General features: G+C 26.9%; 21 protein-coding genes. 1 reads left to right on the top strand and 20 read right to left on the bottom strand.

Going from position 1 to position 23,995, the window contains the following annotated elements:
* Window positions 1–89: 89 nt before the first annotated feature.
* The 10 genes from IBJ83_RS03530 to IBJ83_RS03575 form a co-directional block, all read right to left on the bottom strand.
* Entirely contained in the window at window positions 90–434 is a 345-nt protein-coding gene (locus tag IBJ83_RS03530; RefSeq protein WP_068472302.1) for a DUF1667 domain-containing protein, read from the bottom strand.
* A 2-nt stretch (window positions 435–436) separates the two neighbouring features.
* Window positions 437–1,714, bottom strand: a complete 1,278-nt coding sequence (locus IBJ83_RS03535; protein ID WP_201275327.1) for an NAD(P)/FAD-dependent oxidoreductase — start codon at window positions 1,712–1,714, stop codon at window positions 437–439.
* A complete protein-coding gene (locus IBJ83_RS03540; protein WP_201275328.1) occupies window positions 1,707–3,155 on the bottom strand; it encodes an NAD(P)/FAD-dependent oxidoreductase in 1,449 nt (482 codons plus the stop codon). Before IBJ83_RS03540 ends, IBJ83_RS03535 begins: the two co-directional genes overlap by 8 nt.
* Window positions 3,156–3,166: 11 nt before the next feature.
* Window positions 3,167–3,799, bottom strand: a complete 633-nt coding sequence (locus tag IBJ83_RS03545) for an MBL fold metallo-hydrolase (protein ID WP_201275329.1) — start codon at window positions 3,797–3,799, stop codon at window positions 3,167–3,169.
* A 9-nt stretch (window positions 3,800–3,808) separates the two neighbouring features.
* On the bottom strand, window positions 3,809–4,258 hold the full coding sequence (gene dtd / locus IBJ83_RS03550) for a D-aminoacyl-tRNA deacylase (RefSeq protein ID WP_201275330.1): 450 nt from the start codon (window positions 4,256–4,258) through the stop codon (window positions 3,809–3,811).
* Window positions 4,258–6,411: a RelA/SpoT family protein gene (locus tag IBJ83_RS03555; RefSeq protein WP_201275331.1), complete on the bottom strand. Its 2,154-nt coding sequence runs from the start codon at window positions 6,409–6,411 to the stop codon at window positions 4,258–4,260. The genes dtd and IBJ83_RS03555 overlap by 1 nt, the downstream gene beginning before the upstream one ends.
* A gap of 12 nt (window positions 6,412–6,423) precedes the next feature.
* Window positions 6,424–8,169, bottom strand: a complete 1,746-nt coding sequence (recJ, locus tag IBJ83_RS03560; protein WP_201275332.1) for a single-stranded-DNA-specific exonuclease RecJ — start codon at window positions 8,167–8,169, stop codon at window positions 6,424–6,426.
* Window positions 8,170–8,253: 84 nt separating this feature from the next.
* Window positions 8,254–8,580 carry a preprotein translocase subunit YajC gene (yajC, locus tag IBJ83_RS03565; protein ID WP_201275333.1) on the bottom strand — a complete coding sequence of 109 codons (327 nt, stop codon included), beginning with the start codon at window positions 8,578–8,580 and terminating at the stop codon, window positions 8,254–8,256.
* Between the two features lie 310 nt (window positions 8,581–8,890).
* Window positions 8,891–11,458 carry an ATP-dependent Clp protease ATP-binding subunit gene (locus IBJ83_RS03570; protein ID WP_201275334.1) on the bottom strand — a complete coding sequence of 856 codons (2,568 nt, stop codon included), beginning with the start codon at window positions 11,456–11,458 and terminating at the stop codon, window positions 8,891–8,893.
* A gap of 76 nt (window positions 11,459–11,534) precedes the next feature.
* Complete coding sequence (locus IBJ83_RS03575; protein WP_201275335.1) at window positions 11,535–12,443, bottom strand: J domain-containing protein; 909 nt, start codon at window positions 12,441–12,443, stop codon at window positions 11,535–11,537.
* 185 nt (window positions 12,444–12,628) lie between these two features.
* On the opposite strand from IBJ83_RS03575, the gene yedF reads away from it, so the two are divergent.
* Window positions 12,629–13,228, top strand: coding sequence for a sulfurtransferase-like selenium metabolism protein YedF (yedF, locus tag IBJ83_RS03580; RefSeq protein WP_201275336.1), 600 nt, complete (start codon window positions 12,629–12,631; stop codon window positions 13,226–13,228).
* Window positions 13,229–13,270: 42 nt separating this feature from the next.
* On the opposite strand, the gene IBJ83_RS03585 is transcribed toward yedF, so the two are convergent.
* The 10 genes from IBJ83_RS03585 to pfkA form a co-directional block, all read right to left on the bottom strand.
* Entirely contained in the window at window positions 13,271–14,305 is a 1,035-nt protein-coding gene (locus tag IBJ83_RS03585; RefSeq protein WP_201275337.1) for a hypothetical protein, read from the bottom strand.
* Between the two features lies 1 nt (window position 14,306).
* Window positions 14,307–15,785 carry an O-antigen polysaccharide polymerase Wzy family protein gene (locus tag IBJ83_RS03590; RefSeq protein ID WP_201275338.1) on the bottom strand — a complete coding sequence of 493 codons (1,479 nt, stop codon included), beginning with the start codon at window positions 15,783–15,785 and terminating at the stop codon, window positions 14,307–14,309.
* 13 nt (window positions 15,786–15,798) lie between these two features.
* Window positions 15,799–16,899: a glycosyltransferase gene (locus IBJ83_RS03595; protein ID WP_201275339.1), complete on the bottom strand. Its 1,101-nt coding sequence runs from the start codon at window positions 16,897–16,899 to the stop codon at window positions 15,799–15,801.
* Between the two features lie 9 nt (window positions 16,900–16,908).
* Window positions 16,909–17,784, bottom strand: coding sequence for a LicD family protein (locus tag IBJ83_RS03600; protein ID WP_231698855.1), 876 nt, complete (start codon window positions 17,782–17,784; stop codon window positions 16,909–16,911).
* Entirely contained in the window at window positions 17,772–18,791 is a 1,020-nt protein-coding gene (locus tag IBJ83_RS03605; protein ID WP_201275340.1) for an alcohol dehydrogenase catalytic domain-containing protein, read from the bottom strand. The genes IBJ83_RS03600 and IBJ83_RS03605 overlap by 13 nt, the downstream gene beginning before the upstream one ends.
* A 1-nt stretch (window position 18,792) precedes the next feature.
* On the bottom strand, window positions 18,793–19,500 hold the full coding sequence (locus tag IBJ83_RS03610; RefSeq protein WP_201275341.1) for an IspD/TarI family cytidylyltransferase: 708 nt from the start codon (window positions 19,498–19,500) through the stop codon (window positions 18,793–18,795).
* A 3-nt stretch (window positions 19,501–19,503) separates the two neighbouring features.
* Entirely contained in the window at window positions 19,504–20,505 is a 1,002-nt protein-coding gene (locus IBJ83_RS03615; protein WP_231698856.1) for a glycosyltransferase family 2 protein, read from the bottom strand.
* Window positions 20,505–21,209, bottom strand: coding sequence for a sugar transferase (locus IBJ83_RS03620; RefSeq protein ID WP_201275342.1), 705 nt, complete (start codon window positions 21,207–21,209; stop codon window positions 20,505–20,507). The genes IBJ83_RS03615 and IBJ83_RS03620 overlap by 1 nt, the downstream gene beginning before the upstream one ends.
* 61 nt (window positions 21,210–21,270) lie before the next feature.
* Entirely contained in the window at window positions 21,271–23,022 is a 1,752-nt protein-coding gene (pyk, locus tag IBJ83_RS03625; protein ID WP_201275343.1) for a pyruvate kinase, read from the bottom strand.
* Window positions 23,023–23,035: 13 nt separating this feature from the next.
* Window positions 23,036–23,995: a 6-phosphofructokinase gene (gene pfkA / locus IBJ83_RS03630; protein WP_201275344.1), complete on the bottom strand. Its 960-nt coding sequence runs from the start codon at window positions 23,993–23,995 to the stop codon at window positions 23,036–23,038.

Below are 23,995 nucleotides of genomic sequence, written 5' to 3' on the forward strand. Positions count from 1 at the left end.
ATTAATTCTCCTTTAATTCTAACATACAGGTTATGTTTTTTTATAATTTTTGGTCTCACATCATTTACAAATGTACATTTAATAATAAATTACATATCTCTACTTGCAATAATATCTACACCTGTATCCAATACATTTTTCAAAACAATATCGCCTACTTTAATTGGTGAAATAACTTCAACTTTATTTAATTCATTCATAATATCGAAAATCATATTTTTAGGAATTTCTGATGAAGTTTTTACAGGTAATCTATTGTGAACTGCATTTTTTATTTTTACAGTAGAAGTTATTGTCCTAGTTGGAAATGTTAATTCCTTTTTACCATAACTTGAACCTTTAGGGCATTTATTACCAATTACTTTATAATCATTTTCTTCGTCAACAGATATTCTACAACCAACCGGACAAACAATACAAATCATATCTTTCATTGTTATTCATCTCCTTTTTTCATAGATATAACTATTTTATCAGTTGTAACAGATTCAATTTGTTTTTTAGTTAAAGCTATCTTTTCCATTTCAGCAGGAGCAACATGAGACTTTTTAAAATCTTTTATAACATTTCCATTTTCATCTGTTACAGATATTACAACATTTTTTTCAACACTCTTAACTCTGAAAAATATTTCTAATCTATTTTCCATATTTTCAACTCTTATATTTTGTGGAACAGTATAGAAAATACCTTCCCCATTTAAAATTTCAATTTTTTTAGAATCTACTTTAGAATTTTCTAAAATATATTTTGCAGCTGACCTTCCTGCTTTTTGACTTTCTCCAGTAACAAAATCTACTAAATCATGAACATGACATACATTACCACAAGCAAAAACTCCGTCCATACTTGTTTCCATATTTTCAAAAACAAAAGCACCTTTAGTTCTTGAGTCAATATTAATTCCAACTTCACGAGTAATTTCATTTTCAGGAATTAATCCGATAGATAATAACAATGTATCACATTCTAATTCTATTTCAGTACCCTTGATAGGCATTCTATTTTCATCAACTTTACTTATAACAACTTTTTCAAGTCTTTCTTTCCCTATTATATTTGTAACTGTATGTGAAAGTAATAAAGGAATATTATAGTCATTTAAACATTGAACGATATTTCTTGCAAGTCCATTAGAATAAGGCATAAGTTCAACACAAGCTAAAACTTCTGCACCTTCTAGTGCCATTCTTCTTGCCATAATTAAACCTATATCACCTGAACCTAAAATAACAACTTTTTTACCACACATAAGACCTTGCATATTAACATACATTTGTGCAGAACCTGCAGTTAAAACTCCAGATGGTCTATCTCCCGGAATAGAAATAGCACCTCTTGTTCTTTCTCTACAACCCATAGCAAGTATTATACTCTTTGCTTGAATCATTTGATACCCATAGTCCTTACTTATTGCATGAACAATTTTATTTTCATCAAAATTAAGTACCATTGAATTTAATCTTATTTCAACATTATACTCTTTTGATAAATCAATAAATCTTTGAGCGTATTCAGGGCCAGTTAATTCTTCTTTAAAGTAGTGTAATCCAAATCCATTATGAATACATTGATTTAAAATACCACCAGCCTCTTTATCTCTTTCTAAAACTACAACTTTATCAATTCCATTTTTCTTAGCCTCACAAGCAGCAGCAAGTCCGGCAGGTCCTCCACCAATAACAACCAAATCATAATTTTCTATATTAGACATTTGTTCCACCTTCTTCTTTTGTTTTTCCTGTTATGATATAACTACCAAAATTAGTATTATAAACTTCTTCTGCAGGTATATTCAATTCTCTTGAAATAATATCTAATATTTTAGGACCGCAAAAACCACCTAAACAACGTCCCATACCTGCTCCAGTTCTTTTTTTAACAGCTCCAAGAGTTCTTGGTGGCAATGGCATTTTTAAAGAATCTATTATTTCACCTTCAGAAACGGTAATACATCTGCAAATTATATTACCATAAAGAGGATTTTCTTTAATTTTTTCAGCTCTCTTTTCTGGAGATAAATGTTTAATTCTAATAACTTTTCTATTGTCTATATAATTTTCTTTTTTTACAAAATTAACTCCAATATATTTTAAGATATCTAAACACATCAATCCAATTCCTGCACAAGATGCTAAACCTGGAGATTTTATTCCTACTAAATCAACAAAATTTTTACAACTTTTAGATTCTCTAATTATAAAGTCATTTTCTGTACTATTTGCTCTTAATCCTGAAAAATTATTTATATTTTCCCAATAAGGAACATTAGAAATAGTCTTTGCAACTTTTTCTTTTACTTCTGCTAGACCTTCAAATGTTGTAGATTTATCTGTAATTTCTGAATTACTTTCCGCATTAGGTCCAATAATGATATTATTATGTGCTGTTGGTGCAATTAAAACACCCTTACCAACCTTTGATGGACATTGAAATAATACATGCTTAACAAGATTTTTTTGGCTTTTATCTAAAATAAAATATTGACCTTTTGAAGGTTTAATTTCAAATTCTTTTTCACAAACCATATTATGAACTTTATCTGAATTAATTCCGGCTGCATTTATTACATATTTAGATGTATATGTATTATCTTTAGTACTTACTATGAAATTATCATCTTCTTTAGTAATGCTTACAACTTCACTATTCAATTTTATTTCTACACCATTTGAAACAGCAACTTGTGACATAGCTATACATAATTCCCAAGGGTCAATAACTCCAGCCCCTGGAGAATATAATGCCTTAGTAACTGTTTTATTTATATTCGGTTCAATTTTTTCAACTTCTTCTTTATCGATTATTTTTAAATTTTCAACTCCGTTTTTAATTCCGTTATCCAATAATTTTTCTAAAGTTTTTTCATCATCTTCATTAAAAGCTAATACCAAAGAACCACATTCATTATATTGAACATCTAATTTTTTTACTAACTCTTTAATTCTTTTTGAGCCTTCAACATTTAATTTTGCCATTAATGTTCCTGGTTCAGGGTCATAACCTGAATGTAAAATTCCACTGTTGGCTTTTGTTGTTCCATCGGCTACATCTATTTCTTTTTCTAAAACTAAAACTTTTAGATTGTATTTTGATAATTCATAGGCAACATTAGAACCTACTACTCCACAACCTACAACTATAATATCATACATTTCTATATCTCCTAGCTATTTTTTATATTTTTCATAAAAGGATTATTTTCTTTTTCAAAATCTAAATTACTCTCTGCACCATGGCCTGGCAATACTCTATAATCTTTTTCCAAAGAATATAATTTTTTCATTGAATTGTGTATTTCTTCAAAACTACCGGTTGCTAAATCACTTCTTCCTATACTCATTCTAAACAATGTATCCCCAGAGAACATAACATCTCCCATAAGGATACAAATACTTCCAACGGTATGACCCGGTGTTTCAACTATCTCTAAACTTTCTCCATAAAAATCAATAATTTCTTCATCAGAAAGCCATTTATCAGCAATCAATTCAATTTGCTTAAAAGGTGGAATTGATTTTGATAGATTAACAATTGGGTCTTTCAATAAATCTTTTTCTTTTATACAGGCATAAATCGGCAAATCATATTTTTCCTTTACAAGTTTAACTGCACCAATATGGTCTCCATGTCCATGAGTTAGCAAAATAAATTCTAAATCTATTTTTTCTTCATCAACAAATTTAAAAATATCATCGCTATCTCCACCCGGGTCTATTATAAACCCCTTTTTATCATCATTATATACTATATAACAATTTACTGCATATACTCCAACAACTATTCTTTTTATATTCATAATTATCTCCTAATATGTTCTTTTTGAATCTAATTGAATTGTAACAGGGCCGTCATTTTCTAAAGAAACTTTCATATCAGCTTGAAAAACACCTGTTTTAATTGAAATATTATTTACATAAAATAATTTTAAAAATTCCTCATATTTTTCTCTTGCATCTACACTAGACATCGATAAATCAAAACTAGGTCTATTACCCTTTCTGCAATCTCCATAAAGAGTAAATTGTGATACGACTAAAATCTCATAATTTTTATCTAAAACAGATAAATTCATTTTAAAATTTTCATCTTCAAAAATTCTAAGATTTACAACTTTTTTAAAAATATATTTTAAATCTTCTTCAGTATCTTCTTTACCAAACCCAACAAAAAGGAGAAGTCCCTTATTAATTCTAGAGACTTCTTTCTTATCAACTTTTACACTTGCAAAATTAACCCTCTGTAATATAGCTCTCATTACGCTCTCACCCTATATACATCAAGTATTCCTTTCAAAGATTTTATTTTATTTATGAGTCTATCAAGTTCATCAATACTTTTTATTTCAACTATAATATTTGTAATAAAAGTTTTATCTTTTCCTGTCTTTGCTGTTATACCCACTAAATTTAATTTTGATTCAGAAATAATATGTGCAACATCAGCTAAGGCTCCAACTTGGTCTAAAGAAATAACTGCAACTTCAACCTTATAAAATAAATTCTTAGCATTTGTCCATTCTACCCCTATAAGCCTATCAGGATTAGTAACATTTTTTATATTTGCACACTCACAACTATGAACCGAAATCCCTCTACCTTTTGTAATATATCCAACAATCTCATCTCCTGGAAGAGGATTACAGCATTTTGCAAAACTAACTTCTATATTATCAATACCCTTTACAATTACACCTTTTGAATTGTTTTTATTTCCTGATTTTTCATTTTTCACTCTGTTTATTATATCATCAGCAGATTCTTGATAATAATCAGTATAAAATTCTTTTAATTTAGATATAACCTGTCTTAAATTGATACTTCCAAATCCAATACCGGCATACATTTCATCAATAGTATTAAAACTCAATCTTTTAGCAATTTGTAAAAGCCAGTCTTCCTTTAAAATTTTACTATAAGTAAAGCCCAATCGTCTAACTTCCTTTTCAAGCATATCTCTACCTTGAACAATGTTTAGTGCTTTATTTTCTTTCTTAAACCATTGCTTTATTTTAGTTCTTGCCTGAGAAGATTTTACTATTTTTAACCAATCTTTACTTGGACCGGATGAATTTGGATTTGTTAATATCTCAACAATATTTCCATTTTTTAACTTAAAACTTAAAGGAACAATTCTTCCGTCAACCTTGGCGCCTACACAATTATTTCCTACTGCAGTATGAACCTTGTAAGCAAAGTCTATTGGAGTTGCTCCTGAAACTAAATTTATAACATCTCCTTTTGGAGAAAAAACAAATACTTCATCAGAAACGAAATCTTCTTTGAAAGAAGTGATGAACTCTCTGTTGTCATTAACTTCTCTTTGCCAATCCATAAGTTGTCTAAGCCAAGTTAATTTATCATCAAAACTTGTACTCCTATCAACACCGGCTTTATATTTCCAGTGAGCTGCGATACCATATTCAGCAGTTTTATGCATCTCAAAAGTCCTTATTTGAACTTCAAAAACATCACCGGAATTACTAATAAGTGTATTGTGTAAAGATTGATATAAATTTGGTTTTGGAACTGCAATATAATCCTTAAACCTTGAAGGAATTGGTTTCCATTTAGAATGAACTATCCCTAAAACTGCATAACAATCACTAATAGTCGGAACAATAATTCTAACAGCAGTCAAATCAAAAATTTCATCAAAACTCTTATTTTGTTTATACATTTTTTTGTAAATACTGTATAAACTCTTTGGTCTTCCACTAATTTCCCCTTTAATATTATGTTCTTTCAAACTTATACTAATTTCTTCGATTATATCATTTATAATTTTTTCTCTTTCACTTCTCTTTTTCTTAACTCTTTCAGCTAAATCATAATATATTTCAGGTTCTAAATATCTTAAAGATAAGTCTTCAAGCTCCCATTTAACATTACTCATACCTAATCTATACGCCAAAGGAGCATAAATTTCTAAAGTTTCCTTTGCTTTTTCCAGTTGTTTAGCTTTCTTCATATATTCCAAAGTTCTGATATTATGAAGTCTATCTGCAATCTTAATTATTATAACTCTAATATCAGAATTCATAGCTAAAAGCATTTTTCTTAAATTATCAGCTTGAGATTCCTGTTTACTTTGATATTTTATCTTTTTTAGTTTAGTAACACCATCTACAAGATTAGCAATTTCTTCATCAAACATTTCTGCCATTTCTTCAAAAGTAACTTCTGTATCTTCAAGTACATCATGCATAAGCCCTGCAATTATAGTTGCATCGTCCATATATAAATCAGCTAAAATATTAGCAACTGCTACGGGATGAATAAAATAGGGTTCACCGGAATTTCTAAATTGTCCTTCATGACACTCTTTTGTAAAATTATAAGCCTTTGTAATTTTTTCAACATCTAAATTAGGATTATAATTTCTAATTTTTGATAATAATTCATCTAACATTTCTTCCACCTCCTATCTTATATCTTTTATCAATAATTGAATAGATTTATTATTCATATACTCATTTATAACTGGAGTATATAAAATATCTATAAATTTATTTTTTATATTATTTTGTTCTAAAATAATATCTTCAGTTTCAAACTTTTCATTGAAATATGAAATATACTTATCAAAATTACTAAAAATAATTCCACTAAATTCTATATCATCTTGACTTAAAACTAATTTTATAACATTTTTATTTTTACCTATAACAGATATAGATTTTATTTCCACATTTTTTGTACCAAACAAAGGTTCAGGATTTGCTTTTCCATAAGGCTCTAGTAATTTTAATTCGTCAACAATATTATAACTTATTAATTTAAAATCTAAAGAACAATCTATTTTTATTTTCTCAACAAAATTTTCAAAAGTTAAATTAGAATTTTGATTTAAAGACTTTCTTAAAATATCTAAATTTTCTTTTTTTATAGAAAAACCTGCAGCCATAGCGTGGCCACCCAATTTTTCAAAAAGATTAGAAAATTCTCTAAGTTTTGAAATAATATCATAATCTTCAATACTTCTGGCACTTCCTTTTAAAATTCCATCTTCCTTTGCGTTTGAAAAAATCAAAGTAGGTCTATAATAATAATCTTTTATTCTACCTGCAACAATTCCGGCAATTGACTCATGAAGTTCATCATCATACATAACTATAATATCATCATTAAAATGTCCTGATTCTCTAACTTTTGCATTTATTCTTGAATATGCATCATTTGTTAAAGATTTTCTTTCCTCATTTAGCTCAACTAATCTTTTAGCATAATCTGTTGCCATTGACTCATCTTCTTCTAAAAATAATTCAACACCAATACTTGCAGAATCTAATCTTCCTGCAGCATTTATACATGGTCCAAGTTTAAAACCCAAAGAAGTAGTTGTTATTTTTCCAACCTCGTTTTCTCTTTGTAACTTATTTATACCAACATTATCACTTGAATTTAAAATTTCCAATCCTTTTTTCACGAAAAATCTATTTTCATCAACTAAATCCACAACGTCGCAAACAGTTCCCATAGCGACAAATTGTAATAAATCAATTAAATAGTCCTCATCTCCACCAAGTTCATCATACAATGCCTGCATTAACTTAAATGCAACTCCTGCACCACATAATTCTTTAAACGGATACTCACAATCTAATCTATGAGGATTTACAACTGCATTTGCTTTTGGTAATATTTGATTTCCCTCATCATCAATAACTACTTGATGATGGTCTGTTACGATTATTGGAATATTTAAAGAATTGCAATATTCAACAACTTCAAAAGCAGATATTCCATTATCACAAGTTATAATTAAATCTACATTATTTTTCTTTGCGCTATCTACAATTCCTTTTGAAATACCATAACCATCTTCCATTCTATGAGGAATAGCAAAACTAATATTATCAGTAAAAAAACCTATTCCTTTCATCAAAACAACTGTTGCTGAATTACCATCTTGGTCGTAATCTCCAACAATTTGTATATGTAAATTATTGTCTATTGCATCAACAAGTATCTCTATTGCAGTATCTAAATCTTTCATCAAAAAAGGATTATGAAGGTATTTATAATCTGGATATAAAAAGTTTTTTACATTTTTATAATCAATTTTTCTATTTGCCAAAAGTTGACAAGTTATATAAGAAAATTCACTATTATTTTTAAAATTTTCTTTTGTCAATCCATTATCCGATTTAATAAACCACTTTTTCATAAATACCTCCTTATCTTATATTTTTTTATTTATCTTATTAAACATAAAGAAAAAAATAGACGAAATCCGTCTATTTAAGCAAAATTAATTTTCTTCACCATTTTCTTCTTCCATATCTTCTTCAACTTCTTCAGAAGATTCTTCAGATTTGCTAACAATAGAATGAATAGCAGATTTAACAAATTCCATTTTTGTTCTATCACTAGATGTTTCAATTACAACATCAGTATCAGTTACCTTAACAACTGTACCTTTAATTCCACCAATTGTAACTACATCATCACCTTTTTTTAAACTTTCTCTCATATCCATCATAGCTTTTTGTCTTTTCTTTTGAGGTTTAATCATAAGAAAATAAGCAATCGCCATAAAACCACCTATCATAACCAATTGCATAGTTAATTGATCCATAATATTCCTCCTAATTATTAATATATGAGTATATTTTAACACAAAATCTCTTATAATTCAAATATTTTAAAAAATTAATAACATACTTTTTTCAATTAAAAGGGAAGTAGATTTTTATTCCACTTCCCTAATTACAATTACTAAATTAGTTTAGCTTAATAAAATTAAGTTTTAAATATTTTTTCAATGAAAAACCAACTATTACAAACACTAAACCCAATATTAAAAATGAAATTATAATAGTAAATTTATCATAATTTTACAAAAAGATATAAAAAACGCTAAGACTAAAAATCTCAGCGTTTATTTGTTATGCAATACAAATTTTTCCGTTTATATTTTTGAAATTAATTGTAGTATTTGGAACTATTTTCCCTTCAATTATTTTTGTTGCTATTTCAGTTTCTATATTTTTTTGAATGTATCTTTTTATAATTCTTGCTCCATAATTGTATGAATAAGTTGAATCTAAAATTAAATTTTTACATTCTTCGTCTAAATTGATTTTTACATCAATATCTTTTAATCTATTTTCAATTTCTGAAATAGTCATATCAATTATTTTGTAAAGTTCTTCTTTTTGTAACGGTTTGAATAAAACAATATCGTCAACTCTATTTAAAAATTCAGGTCTAAAAGAATTTTTTAATTCTTTCATAACTTCATCTTCAGCAGTTTTTGTGATTTTACCATTTTCATCAATTCCTTCTAACAAATAAATAGAACCAATATTTGAAGTCATAATTATAATTGTATTTTTAAAATCTACAACTCTTCCTTGATTGTCAGTAAGTCGTCCATCATCTAAAACTTGTAAAAGTATATTAAAAACGTCTGGATGTGCTTTTTCTATTTCGTCAAATAAAATTACACAATATGGATTTCTTCTAACTTTTTCAGTAAGTTGTCCACCTTCATCATATCCAACATATCCTGGAGGAGCTCCTATTAATCTTGAAACTGAATGTTTTTCCATATACTCACTCATATCAATTCTAACAAGATTTTTTTCATCATCAAACATACTTTCACACAATGTTTTAGCTAGTTCTGTCTTACCTACTCCAGTAGGTCCTAAGAAGATAAATGAACCGATTGGTTTATTTTCATCTTTTAGTCCACTTCTTGACCTTAAAATACAATCTCTAACTAAATCAATGGCCTCGTCTTGTCCAACAACTCTCTTGTGTAAAATTTCTCCAAGATGTAATAATTTTTCTTTTTCACCTTCAACTAATTTTTTAATTGGGATATTTGTCCATTTTGAAATAACTTCAGCAATTGTTTCCTCTGTTACTTCTTCTTTTAAGTAACTTTCTTTTTCTTTTTTCTTTTCATTAAGTTCGGCTAACTTCAATTCTAAATTTGCAAGCTTACCGTATTTTAATTTAGAAAGTTTTTCAAAATCATATTCTCTTTCAGCCTTTTCAATTTCAATTCTAACAGCATCAATTTCAGCTTTAACAGATTTTATTTCATTAATATCTTTTTTATCACTTTCCCACCTTGCAAGTTCTACATTATATTTATTTTTAATATTTGATAATTCTTCTTCCAAGTCTTGTAATCTTTTTTTACTGATTTCATCAGTTTCTTTAACAAGTCCGGCTTTTTCAATTTCTAATTGTAAAACTTTTCTTCTCAAGTCGTCAATCTCTTGTGGCATTGAATCAATTTCTGTTCTTATCATAGAAGATGCCTCGTCCATTAAGTCAATAGCCTTGTCAGGTAAGAATCTATCTGTAATGTATCTATCACTTAAAGTTACACAAGCAATAACTGCTGAATCGGTTATCTTTATCCCATGATGTATTTCGTATTTTTCTTTTATTCCTCTTAAAATTGAAATTGTGTCCTCAACTGTCGGCTCTTTTACTAAAACTTTTTGGAATCTTCTTTCCAATGCACCATCTTTTTCAATATATTTTCTATATTCATCAAGAGTTGTTGCACCTATTGTATGCAATTCTCCTCTTGCAAGCATCGGTTTTAACATATTTGACGCATCTAATGCACCGTCAGTTTTACCTGCACCTACTAGAGTGTGAATTTCATCTATAAACAAAATTATTTCTCCGTCTGAATTTTTTATTTCTTCAAGAACAGCTTTTAATCTTTCTTCAAACTCTCCTCTAAACTTCGCACCTGCTATAAGACTTCCCATATCCAATGAAAAAATTATTTTATTTTTTAATCCATCAGGTACGTCATTATTTACAATTCTTTGAGCCAAACCTTCAACGATTGCAGTCTTACCAACGCCAGGTTCTCCTATTAAAACAGGATTGTTTTTAGTTCTTCTTGATAAAATTCTAATTGAATGTCTTATTTCCTCATCTCTACCGATTACAGGGTCAAGTTTACCATTCTTTGCCTCTTCAGTTAAATTTCTACCATATTTTAATAATTCTTCGCTTGTACTTCCTTCTTTATGTTCGTTTTTCATATTCTTAATTCCCATTAAAGCATACTTAAATGAATTATATGTTATACTATATTTTCTAAAAATATCAGAAGATTTTACATTTTTTTCTTTTAAAAGCGCAAGATATATATGCTCTACTAAAATATTTGTATCTCCGGTTTCTTTAATTTCATCTTCCGAATTAAGTAAAATTCTTTGATAAACAGTGTTTGGATATATATTAGAACTACCATATTGAGAAGGTAAAGTTTCAAATGCTAATTTAACATCATTCCTATAACTGTCTATATTTACATTCATTATATTTAAAATCTTAATTATTATATTGTCGCTATCTATCAAAGCCTTATGTAAATGTATATCTGAAATTTCTACATTTGCATTTTTTATTGCTAAACTTTGAGATTCTTCAACTATTTTCATTGCATCATTACTAAATTTATCTAAATTCATAATATTTCTCCTTTCTAAAACTTACTCTTTACTAAAATATTAAATTCATCACAATTTAGCTATTGTCCACTTCATTTTAATTCTCCATTAATTTTTTATATAATTCTAATTTATCATTTGATAAATTTTTAGGATTATTTATAACTATTTCAAGATATAAATCCCCTGTCTTTCCTTTTAAATCAGTATATCCTTTATTTGATATTCTAATTTTTTTCATACTTTCTATTTTTTCAGGAATTTTAACTCTAATGTTTCCATTTAGTGTTTCAACAACCTTTGTAGTTCCAAAATATGCCTCCCAAGGATATAGACTTACAGTTTTTATCAAATCTAAATCTTCAAGTCTATACTCATCATTTATAACATTAATTTTGACAAGTATATCTCCGTCAATAGAATATTTATCTCCATTAACTTTAACTTTTTTACCACTCGTTATTCCCTTTGGAATTTTTACAGTTATTTTTTTAGGAGAATTATTTATATTAACATAAAGTTCTCTTTCAACTCCTAAATACGCCTCTTTAACTGATAAATTCAAACTTGTTTCATATTTTTGTCTTCGTGGCTGTCTATTAAATCCTGAATATTTATTGGCATTTGAAAAATTATCAAATCCTGAAAAGCCTCCAAATCCGGAAGATGAACTTCCCCCGCCGAAGAACATATTAAAGAAGTCTGAAAAGCCCCCCATATTACTTCCGTTAAATGAGCCACTGAAACCATAATTTCTAGGGTCAAAATTATCTCCACCACTAAAATTATAATTTGAACCAAACATATCATATTGCTTTCTTTTTTCTTTATCGGATAGAACTTCATAAGCCTCATTTATTTCTTTAAATTTGTTGCTGGCAACTTCATCATTTTGATTTACATCAGGATGATATTTCTTTGCTAATTTTCTATATTCTTTTTTTATTTCTGCATCAGTTGCATTTTTATCTACACCTAAAATTTTATAATAATCTTTGTATTCCATAAAACCCTCCACTAATTTGACTTTCTTTGACCTTTAACTTTATTATACCCCATATATGAAAAATAAACAATATTTTTATTTAAAAAAGTTTTTTTGAAATAATATTTACAATTTTACTATTGTATTAATATTTTTAATATTGTATAATTAGATTGTATAAATTATATTTTTTTTGGAGGTATATTATGAAAGAAATAAACGCTAAAGGTTTAGTTTGTCCACAACCTTTAATTTTAACTAAAAAAGCTGTTGAAAGCTCAGAAGAAAAAGATTTTTTAGTTATAGTAGATAATGACACGGCAGTTAAAAACTTAGAAAAATTTGCTAAGAGTAGTAATTTAGATTTTAGATTTGAAAAAATATCTGATAATGAATTTAATATTTTTGTATCAAAAAATACAAATACTTCTTTACAAGAACCAAGTGCTTTTTGCTCTGTTGAAAACTCATCTGATGTAGTAATTGCAATTTCAAAAGACTTTATGGGAAACGGCTCAGAAGAATTAGGAAAATTATTAATTAAAGGTTTCGTTTACACTTCTAGTGAATATGAAAAATTACCAAAGACAATGGTGTTCTTCAATGCCGGAGTTAAATTAACTTCTGAAGGCTCTCCTTGTATTGATGATTTGAAAAAGTTGGAAGAAAAAGGTGTAGAAATTATTTCTTGTGGAACTTGTCTTGACTACTATGGACTTAAAGAAAAACTTTTAGTTGGCGAAATAAGTAATATGTACACAATCTACGAAACACTATTTAATGCAGGAAAAGTAATAAATATATAAAAGCTAAAAAACCGGCTAATTCCAGCCGGTTTTAACTTTAAATTATAATTTATATGATAATACTCCAATTATATTCTTTTCATAATTTTTTAAATTTTGTAATAATTTTTCGAAAGATGAGTATCTAGTTATTCCATATTCTTCAACTAATATAACATTTTTTAAATTCATTATATTATTTAAGTCATTTGTTTTTAATATATTAACTTTATCTATATTACAATCATTTAACTTCTTAATAATATTTGAATTAGAGCTAAGTATACTTAATTCTTCAATATTTTCATTATTAATTTTATATTTCAAAACTTCAAACAAATCATTATTATTTTTTATTTCTTGAACAAATTTTATATTATATTTTCTATAATCTCCCTCTCTATTCACAGTTGGATTAAATATATACATTATAAAATTTATAATAGCAACTAAAATTATTAAGGCTATTTCAATTGCGAAAATTTTTACTAATAATTTTTTCATACTATAGCCAGTATTAATATTTTCTTTAGAACTAAGTTCTTTAGAATAATTAGATTCAACTTTTTCAATAGTAACATTATTATAAACTGATTTATATTTATTTATTAATTCATCAAATTTCTTTTCAATCAAATCATTTACCAATTTACTTGGTGTCAATATTTTTGCAGAAACCCCTAAATTAGTTGAAATATAATTTACTACTACTTTCTTATCCCAGTAATCTGAATTTGAATTTTTTAAAGTAACAGCTGATGTATCCAATTCTTTAGCCATTTGTGATAAATCTTTATCACTCACATCATTAAATAGATAAGCTCCATTTAAATTAGATATTAACAACTTTTCGTAAAAATCAGAATATCCTCTTCTACTGTATAAGGCATTTACATTGTCACTCTCAGGAGCAGTTATTTTATAAGCTACATAAGTTGAATATTGCACTCCTTCTTTTACTACTGTTTTTTTATTTATCGTTTGTAAAACCAACGGACAAACTAAAGCAACACTTAGTATTAAAAATGCTACTAAATTTAAAACTCTCTTTTTATATATATTGGATAATAAATCTCCAAATGAATAATTTTCAAACATATCATATCTCCTTCGTTTTAAAAATTGTATAAGAATTATCTTTTGATATTAATTTCGCTGATACAAATATTAATATCACTATAAACCAAAATTGGAATGTAAATAATATTGAAAAGCTTTCTGAAAAACTACTTCTAGGCATAAAAAACAAATTATTCAATATTATTAATGTACAAATAAAAGGTAAAGTTTTATTCTTATAAGAAACATTAAGCATTCTTATAAATAAAAAACCTAAAAATATACTAAATAAAAACACACCTAAGTATCCAAAATCAGTATAATTTTCCATTATAAAACTACTTCCTAATCCATGTCCTTTTAAATAATCACCTTTTATTGATATATAAGAAATGTTATGAGCGTAGCTATTACTTTTTATTGCTAACTCAATACTATTTGTTGTAGCTGTAAATGGCTTTGTATCAAATAGAAACTTACCAAAATTTCCATGAGTAAAGTATTCAATAATTGGTCCAAAAGTAAAATTTGTAAAACTTCTTACAGCAATATTACTATTATACAAAAAACCTCTTGCTAAAACACCAAAACTTGTCCCTTGTTTATATATAAAATCAACGAATATATCAAATATTTTAAAATTCGAAACCTCAACATTATCTCTAACATAATTTAAAAGTCCCATTCCAACTATTATTATTGGAAGGCTGGTATAAATTAAAATTCTTTCTTTTAATCCTATCCATTTATTTTTAATATCTTCCTGGTCTCTTATAAAGTAATATATAAAAGAAAATATTAAAGTTAAAATAAATGGATTTCTTGTCCCAATAACTAAATATATAGCATTTGCAAATAAGTTACTGATTAAGACTATAGTAGCATTTCTTTTATTTGGTTTAGAAGCCAAATATATACACATAGAATAAACTGTAAAAACTGATAGTATATATGTAAAGTAAGGTAAACTACTCTTAAAAGATGCATAATAAGTGTAATATGATGTATTTAACTTAAATATCAACCTTTCTATAAGCCTTAAAGTATAAAACGGATATGTCAATACATATACTGCAAGCGAAATAATCCTTACATTTTTTAACCAAACAGAATTTTCTATTATATTACTTTCATTTTCTAAGTTTTCCTTATTTTTAGTTTTTAATAGTGCTTTTGAAATTATTCCTCCAATAAACAATCCGAAAAGTGAAATCATAACTATAATAAAAGCAAAAACATAAGCATCTTTTTGATAAGTATTAAAACTATAATCTCTTAAATAATCTATTGTAGGTCTTGAAACTAAAAATATAAAAATAGTTATATAAAAAAATAAATGTATTATATAATATTTTATATCAGTAAAACAAAATATTATCAAGCTAATGAAAAAGGATAATAGTGTAAAAAGTAATATATCCAATCTCTCTGTATATAAATAGCTCACTCCAAGTAATAGTGTGAAAATAAAAGATAATGCTGTAATTAAAGAATAAAATCTTTTAAAAGTAATATTCATATAATTATCTCCATTATTTTAATATTTCATTTATATTTTTTATTTGTTCAGGAACTGTAAATTTTGTTATAAATTTTTTCATTTCTGATTTATCCACTAATCTAGAATTGTCAAAATAATCAACAATATATTTACAAGCTTCATCAGTAGAGTTTATAACTCTTCCAAATTTACCATTATTTGAGAGTTCCTTTACTCCTCCAACGTCTGTAGAAATAAAAGGAATTCCTAAAGCTAATCCTTCAACAATGGCACCGGAAAATCCTTCTTGTTTTGACATTGAAAACATCAAATCCATTTTTTTGATATATTTATATGGATTTTTTTGATATCCTAAAAAATGAACATAATCTTCCAAATTGTCCTTTTGCACCAACTCTTTTATATGATTTTCTAACTCCCCTGCACCTAAAAAATATAAATGATATTTTTTATTTAAATTTTTGTGTAATTTTTTAATTGTTTCATAAACTTCCAGTGACCCTTTTAAGTTTTCAATTCTGCCAATTACACAAATTGATTTTTTTTCAATGTTAATATCTGTCCATTCATTTGATTTTTCCAAAATACTATCAAAATCATATCCATTATAAATAGTTAAGACTTTGTCTTCGTATTCAGGATAAACTGAAATTATGGACTCTTTCGTTTTTTCTGATACAGAAATTATCTTGTCAACCACTTCTAAATGCTTTCGATGATTATTTCTCTTTTGAGAATCATTCATAAAATCTTCAATACTTCCATGAATCCAAGCAATTTTTTTTACACTCTCATCTCTTGAAAATTCAAAAGGAGGGTTCATTATAGTAAATGAAATTTCTATATCATATTTTTCTTTAACCATTATTTTTCTTACTAAATTTGGAAAAAATTTTCTTATTCTCCACAAAATAGCTCTCTTTATTTTAGATTGTCTATAATCTTGCCATGATTTTAGTATTTTTATATTATCATTAACAGGTTCGTAACCCTTATCGAAATGCTCAATCTCAATTATATCAATATCATATTTCTCTCTATCAAGATTATTTACAATTGTTGATAATATTTTTTCTGCCCCTCCTCCTAAAGAAAAAGACCACAAAAAAAATAATATTTTCTTTTTTTTCAAACAATCACCCTATTTCCAAATTTCTTCATAATTTGTATAGCTATTTTTCAAATCTAAGAACAGCAAGTCATGATGTGGTACTTGTTTTTCTTTTGGAGGTAATTTCATATAATCTCCAAATGCAGTTTTTAAATAGCCGTCATATCCAATAGGAATTGGCATTTTTGTATCTTCAAAATCAAAATATTTTTTATCTACAAACCACTCTTTTTTATATACTTTTTTCATATAGTATGGTCCTGAGCAAAGTTCTGTTATATATTCTGAATCTTTTATTTTATATTTAGTCATTTTCTTTTCAGCTAATTTCCAAATTTTATATCTAACTTTTTTAGATTTAAAAATAGATAACAATATTTTAGAAACTTTTTTCTTTAATCCCCCATGTTTTTCTGGTAAAACTTGTGCACAGAATAAAGAATAAATAAGTCCCCACATTATTTGAAATTTTCTTTGTATTTTTCCACTTGGACAACCGTCTAGTGGTAAAATATCAAGTGCTATTCCATGACTAATATTTAATCCTTTTTGATATGGTTTTACAGCTGTTGTTTCATTATCTCTAATAGTGATAAAAAGATTGTGGTCAACTAAATATTCATTTGCTTTTACAAGTGAATATTTTTTTGTATCTGCTTTTTTATTCCATAACAAAACTAATTTTTCATAATCTTCTCTAGGCATAAAAAAGTCTAAGTCATCATCCCAAGGAATAAAACCTGAATGTCTTAAACTACCTATTGCTCCACCACCACAAAGATAACATAATAAATTATTTTCTTCACAGAATGAAACAAAGTATCTACCCATTTCTAAACTTTTAAGTTGTAATTCTCTTAAATTTATTTCTTCCATATTAAAATTTACATTAATTAAATATTCCATTTTGCAACAGTTTTAAATGGTGTATTCAAATCAGTTTTAAAGAATCTATGAATATCATCAACATTGTTTATTTCATCATCTTCAAAAACTATTGACTTAAATCTATTTTGAATTTTTTTATTTTCAAGCATTTTAACTGCTTCTTCAAAATCCATCCTACCGGATCTGGAACAACCAACTAATGTCAATCCTTTCTCTAATATATCTCTTGTATTAATAGCAACCTTATTTTCACTAACACCCATAAGCATAATTGAGCCTTGTGGTTTAATATACTTAATTATATTATTAATTGCATCTTCACTTCCTAGTCCACCTGCGCATTCAAATGCATGGTCAGTTGAAAAATCTTCCGGTATATCATCGATAGAATAAATTTTATCAACAAATGAAAAGATTTTTAATTTTTCTAAATTTCTTCCTATTACAACTATTTTACTTTTTGGAAATTTGTATTTTAAAACATTAGCCATAACAAAACCTAGACTTCCATTTCCAAAAATAGTTATAGTTTCTTTATTTTCAAGTGAATTTTTAACAAATCTATCATAAGCATGAAAACCAACTGAAATAAACTCTAAAATAGATGCAACTGACAATTCAATATCATTAAATTTAACAAGTCTATCAGGAGAAATTTTTACAAATTCTCTCATAAATCCGTCATGTCCACTAGATAAGAAGTATGCTCCCTTTACATAGTTTTCATATATATTATCGTCAAATTTACAAGGTGGAGTATTTGGTATCATTGACACCTTATCCCCTACTTTAAATGTATTCGTTGGGTCAAAAACAACTTCTCCACATGATTCATGAATTGGAGCCATTGGAAGTTTCTTTGCTAAAACTTTCGGGTCTCTTTTTCCTAAATAATATCTTTGATCAGCATGGCATAAGGACACATACAAAGGCTTTACAATTACTTTATCTCCTAAAAAGCTTTCATCAACATATTTTACTGAAATGAAACCGGGTTTAATTAATTGAAAAATTCTATTTATCATTTTAATTCTCCATAAGCATTGCTTTAGCTATCTTCAAATCTGTTACAGTAGTAATCTTAATATTTGAAAAATCTCCATTAACTAAAAATACTTTTTCTCCATTCAATACAAATATTTTACAAGCATCTGTCAAAATATTTTTTTCTTCTTCAGTTAGTTTACTATAATATTCCATAAATTTATTGATTTTAAAAGTTTGTGGAGTTTGTCCCTGAAACATTGTTTTTCTATCTGGAATTGATGAAATAAATTCTCCATCTTCAGACGTAACAATTGTATCAAACGCAGGAACAACAGTGTCAACTATATTATATTTTTTACAATTTTCAATATTTTCTTCTATCATTTTGATTGAAACAAAAGGTCTAACTGCATCATGAGTTATAAGAATATCATCATCTGTAATTTTGTTATCATTATTAATAGCAGAAATTACATTCAAAATTGTAGAATTTCTATCCTTACCACCGTCAACAATAACAATCTTATCAACCAAATAGTTATAATCTTTTTCTATTATATCCACTAAATAAGCATTCCAGTCTGGATTTACTCCTACATAAATTTTATCTATTTTATTACATAACAAAAATTTTTCAATCGTATGAATTATTATAGGTTTATCTCCAATATTCAAAAATTGTTTTGGCATATTTGAAATATTCATTCTACTACCTATTCCACCTGCAAGAATTCCTGCATAAATCATTTTCTAGTCCTCCTTATTATATGTTTTTAAAAATGATGGGATTTTCAAAAATCCTATCAATGTACCATATCCATAACTAATATGTAAAAGGAAAAATACAATTGGAAGTAATAAATTATATATATTGAATTTCCCTCTAAAAATTGAACATAAAGCCATTAAAATATTCACTATAAGATATGAACCGAATACTAATAAAAATAAATATTTGGTAAAAAATAGTGATATAACTGATATAAAAAGTGAAACTAAAAAAGCAAAAGGTATATAATGATATAAATTCAAACATTCCGGACAAACAGCTGTTGTAAGTCCTATCCACATTCCATTAGCCTTTTTTTGCTTAATCATTTTAGAAAGTGAATTTCTAGTATGTTGATATGAAACAATGTTATCATCATAGCAAAGTTTATAACCCGCTTTTCTAATTCTATAATGGAACTCATTGTCTTCTGTTCTTAATAGTTTTTCATTAAAAAATCCAACTTTTTCTAAAACTTCTCTTTTATACATAGCGTGGAACATAGATTTTACATACTTTTTCCCTGATGCATTTCTAAAAGGTGCAATTCCACTACCAAACATTGATGATTCTGCCTCTAAAAGCATTTTTTTATAAGCGGTATCTTCATCAATTATATTCGGCCTTCTTCCTCCAGAAACGTCCTCACCTGACTCTATATTTTTAACATTTTTTTCAATAAAATCTTTAGGAATGGAAGAATGTGCATCAATTCTAACTAATACATCTCCAGTAAAATTTTTTATAACAACATTCCAACCGGCGGATTGAATTTTTTTAGGATTATCAAAAATTTTAACATCTAAAAAATCATTGTTTTCTTTAAATTCTTGCATAGCCTTTTTTGTGTTATCAGTTGATAAACCGTCAACCAAAATTATTTCAATCTCATTATGAGGATATGTTTGTAATTTAAAATCTTCAAAAAGAGAAGGTAAAGTTTTTTCTTCATTTAAGGCAACAACACCTATACTAACTTTCATTATTTCGACCTCCCCAAAAATACAGATAAAAATGTTCTAAACATAATTTTTATATCATACCAAAAAGAAAATTTTTCAATATATTCCATATTGTATTTCATTTTATCCGGCAAAATATAATTTATATAAATATCATCAACACTTATATTTTCATTTAAATGCTCTGATATGATTTCATCTTCATCTTTATAATTTATGCTGGAATATGACGTAAGTCCTGCAGGTAAAAGCAATGTAGCATACATATAGTCTGAATACTTTTCAACATACTTTGTAACCTCCGGTCTTGTTCCTACAAAACTCATATCTCCTAAAAATATATTAAAAATTTGAGGAAATTCATCTAATCTATATTTTCTTAAAAATTTCCCAACTTTAGTTATTCTTGAATCAGATTTAACAGTTACAAGTGTTCCCATTTTGTCAGCATTTGAAACCATTGTTCTAAATTTAAAAATTCTAAACTTTTTACCATAAGTTGTAACTCTTTCCTGTCTATAAAATACAGTTCCTTTTGAATCAAGTTTTATCGCAATTGAAATTATAACTATTGGAATAAACAAAATTATCAAAATTATAACAGAAAGAATAATATCTGATATTCTTTTAAAAATCAAACTACAACTTTTTTTTGAAACTATTTCATAATATTTTTTTACAGAATCATTTTGAAATTCTGTAGGTAAATTTTCGTATTTTATCAAAATATTTTCTCCTTAATTAAACATCTTTAATATAATAACATATATTTAAAATAAAGTAAAATTAAAGAACTTTAACATCTCCATCATATACTAATCCACCAACTGTATCTATTGTTACGAGTTGTTCGTCTTTTATTATATTTGTTGCATTTTCAGCTCCAATAATTGTTGGAATATTAAAATGTAATGCAATTATAGCAGCATGAGAAGTAAGGCCTCCTGTTTCAACTATAATACCTGATGCTCTATCTAAATATTCAACAAATTCTCTATCAGTAAATTTAGCAACAATTATATCTCCATCTTTAAACTTATTTTTTAAATCTTCTTCTGTTTTTATTACACAAGTTTTTGCAGTTATAGATTCTTTTCCAATTCCAAATCCTTTTATTAAAACTTTTCCAACTGTATGAACCTTAATTAAATTAGTTGTTCCAGCAACACCAACAGGTATTCCAGCTGTTAATACAACAGTATCTCCATCGCTAATATAATTTGCTTTTAATGTAGCAGAAATAGAACGTTCAATAACTTCATCTGTATGTTCAGATTTTTCAGAAAGAAGTGTAGAAACTCCCCAGAAAATCTGTAATTTTCTTCTAACTTTTTCAGAATAAGTAACAGCAATAATATCTACAAATGGTCTAAATTTTGAAATTGAAATTGGTGTAATTCCTGATGCAGTAGCACATATAATTGCTTTTGCTTTCAAATTTTCAGCAATTTCTTTTGTAGATAAACTAATAGAATTCATTGTATTTAATAAATCATCTCTGTCTTTATTTTTTATACTATTTTGAAAATCGAAAGAGTTTTCTGTTGTTATAGCTATACTATTCATAACTTTAACTGCATCTTTTGGATATTTACCCGCGGCAGTTTCTCCTGAAAGCATTACGCAATCACTTCCGTCAATAATTGCATTAGCAACATCAGTAACTTCTGCTCTAGTTGGTCTAGGATTTCTAATCATAGAATCTAACATTTGAGTGGCTGTTATTACAGGCTTTCCAATTAAATTACATTTTCTAATTATTTCTTTTTGAATTTTAGGGATAAATTCTGTTTTAATTTCAACTCCTAAATCTCCTCTTGCTACCATTATTCCATCAGATGCATCAATAATTTTATCAATATTTTCTACACCCTCTTGATTTTCTATTTTTGAAATAATTTTTATTTCAGAATTATTTTCATCTAAAATTTTTCTAATTTCATATACATCTTCCGGTTTTCTAACAAAAGATGCTGCGATAAAGTCTAAATCATTTTGTATCGCAAATAAAATATCTGATTTATCTTTTTCTGTAATTGATGGTAAATTTATTACTTCATTAGGAACATTTACACCCTTATTGCTTTTAATTACACCATTATTTTTTACTAAACATTTTATTTCTTTATCTGTTTTAGAGATAACTTCCATTTCAACTAAACCGTCATCAACTAAAATTGTTCCTCCAACTTTAACATCGTCAGGTAATAGTTTATATGAAACTGAACAAATTTCTTGATTACCTAAAACTTCTTCTGTTGTAAAAGTATAAGTATCCCCTGCTTTTAAATTAACTTCATCAACACTAAATTTTCCAAGTCTTATCTCAGGACCTTTAGTATCAAGCATTATAGCGATAGGTAAATCTAATTGTGTTCTAGCCTCTTTAATATTATTAATTCTAATTTGATGTTCTTCATGACTTCCATGTGAAAAGTTTAATCTACAAACATTCATTCCATTAAGCATTAATTCTTTTAAACTTTCAACTGAATCTGATGCAGGTCCAATTGTACATATTATTTTTGTCTTTTTCATAATCTCTCTTCTCCTAAATAGATAATTCATCAACTATATCATATAAATCTTTATTAAATGTCTTTTTATTTTCAACTGCCTCTTCAATAGAAACATATTCTATCTTATTATTTTTAACTGCCAATGCTAAATTTGTTTTATCTTCTAACAATAATTTAACAGCAACACTTCCCATTTGACTTGCAATAATTCTATCAAACGAACTCGGTGTTCCACCCCTTTGGATATGTCCTAGAACAGTTACTCTTGTATCTATATTTGTCTTTTCTTGAATTTGTCTTTTAAGCTCATAAGGACTTAAAATTCCTTCAGTTAAAACAATTATATGATGCAGTTTTCCTCTTTTTCTACCACAAATTATTTTATTACAAACTTTATCCAAATCAAAATCAACTTCAGGAACAATTATACTTTCAGCTCCACCTGCAAGTCCTGAATATAAAGCAATATCTCCACATTTTCTTCCCATAACTTCCAAAATATTTGCCCTACCATGAGAAGAAGAAGTATCACGAAGTTTTGAAATAGCATCTATAACAGTATTTACAGAAGTAAAAAATCCTACTGTATAATCTGTATATCCCATATCATTGTCAATCGTACAAGGTATTGCAATTGTCTTTATTCCTCTTTTACTTAAAACATTAGCCCCTCTAAAAGTACCGTCTCCACCAAGTACAACAAGTCCTTCTATTCCATTATCACGTAGATTTTTAATAGCCTTTTCTTGACCTTCTTCAGTCATAAATTCTTTACTTCTAGCACTACCTAACATTGTTCCACCCTTTTGAATAATATCGGCAACACTAGAGACATTCATTTCAAAAATATCCCCTTTTATAAGTCCATCATAACCAAACTTTACACCATAAATTCTAATCTTATGATATATGCAAGTTCTTACGACAGCTCTTATTACAGGATTCATTCCCGGAGAATCTCCTCCACTTGTAAGAATAGCAATTTTTTTCAA

Source organism: Parvimonas parva, assembly GCF_016552165.1.
GTDB classification, from domain to species: domain Bacteria; phylum Bacillota; class Clostridia; order Tissierellales; family Peptoniphilaceae; genus Parvimonas; species Parvimonas parva.

Excerpts from the sequence above, each read along its gene's own strand:
- IBJ83_RS03530 (WP_068472302.1), bottom strand. The coding sequence starts at position 434 with ATGAAAGATATGATTTGTATTGTTTGTCCGGTTGGTTGTAGAATATCT.
- IBJ83_RS03535 (WP_201275327.1), bottom strand. The coding sequence starts at position 1,714 with ATGTCTAATATAGAAAATTATGATTTGGTTGTTATTGGTGGAGGACCT.
- IBJ83_RS03540 (WP_201275328.1), bottom strand. The coding sequence starts at position 3,155 with ATGTATGATATTATAGTTGTAGGTTGTGGAGTAGTAGGTTCTAATGTT.
- IBJ83_RS03545 (WP_201275329.1), bottom strand. The coding sequence starts at position 3,799 with ATGAATATAAAAAGAATAGTTGTTGGAGTATATGCAGTAAATTGTTAT.
- dtd (WP_201275330.1), bottom strand. The coding sequence starts at position 4,258 with ATGAGAGCTATATTACAGAGGGTTAATTTTGCAAGTGTAAAAGTTGAT.
- IBJ83_RS03555 (WP_201275331.1), bottom strand. The coding sequence starts at position 6,411 with ATGTTAGATGAATTATTATCAAAAATTAGAAATTATAATCCTAATTTA.
- recJ (WP_201275332.1), bottom strand. The coding sequence starts at position 8,169 with ATGAAAAAGTGGTTTATTAAATCGGATAATGGATTGACAAAAGAAAAT.
- yajC (WP_201275333.1), bottom strand. The coding sequence starts at position 8,580 with ATGGATCAATTAACTATGCAATTGGTTATGATAGGTGGTTTTATGGCG.
- IBJ83_RS03570 (WP_201275334.1), bottom strand. The coding sequence starts at position 11,458 with ATGAATTTAGATAAATTTAGTAATGATGCAATGAAAATAGTTGAAGAA.
- IBJ83_RS03575 (WP_201275335.1), bottom strand. The coding sequence starts at position 12,443 with ATGGAATACAAAGATTATTATAAAATTTTAGGTGTAGATAAAAATGCA.
- yedF (WP_201275336.1), top strand. The coding sequence starts at position 12,629 with ATGAAAGAAATAAACGCTAAAGGTTTAGTTTGTCCACAACCTTTAATT.
- IBJ83_RS03585 (WP_201275337.1), bottom strand. The coding sequence starts at position 14,305 with ATGTTTGAAAATTATTCATTTGGAGATTTATTATCCAATATATATAAA.
- IBJ83_RS03590 (WP_201275338.1), bottom strand. The coding sequence starts at position 15,785 with ATGAATATTACTTTTAAAAGATTTTATTCTTTAATTACAGCATTATCT.
- IBJ83_RS03600 (WP_231698855.1), bottom strand. The coding sequence starts at position 17,784 with ATGGAATATTTAATTAATGTAAATTTTAATATGGAAGAAATAAATTTA.
- IBJ83_RS03605 (WP_201275340.1), bottom strand. The coding sequence starts at position 18,791 with ATGATAAATAGAATTTTTCAATTAATTAAACCCGGTTTCATTTCAGTA.
- IBJ83_RS03610 (WP_201275341.1), bottom strand. The coding sequence starts at position 19,500 with ATGATTTATGCAGGAATTCTTGCAGGTGGAATAGGTAGTAGAATGAAT.
- IBJ83_RS03615 (WP_231698856.1), bottom strand. The coding sequence starts at position 20,505 with ATGAAAGTTAGTATAGGTGTTGTTGCCTTAAATGAAGAAAAAACTTTA.
- pyk (WP_201275343.1), bottom strand. The coding sequence starts at position 23,022 with ATGAAAAAGACAAAAATAATATGTACAATTGGACCTGCATCAGATTCA.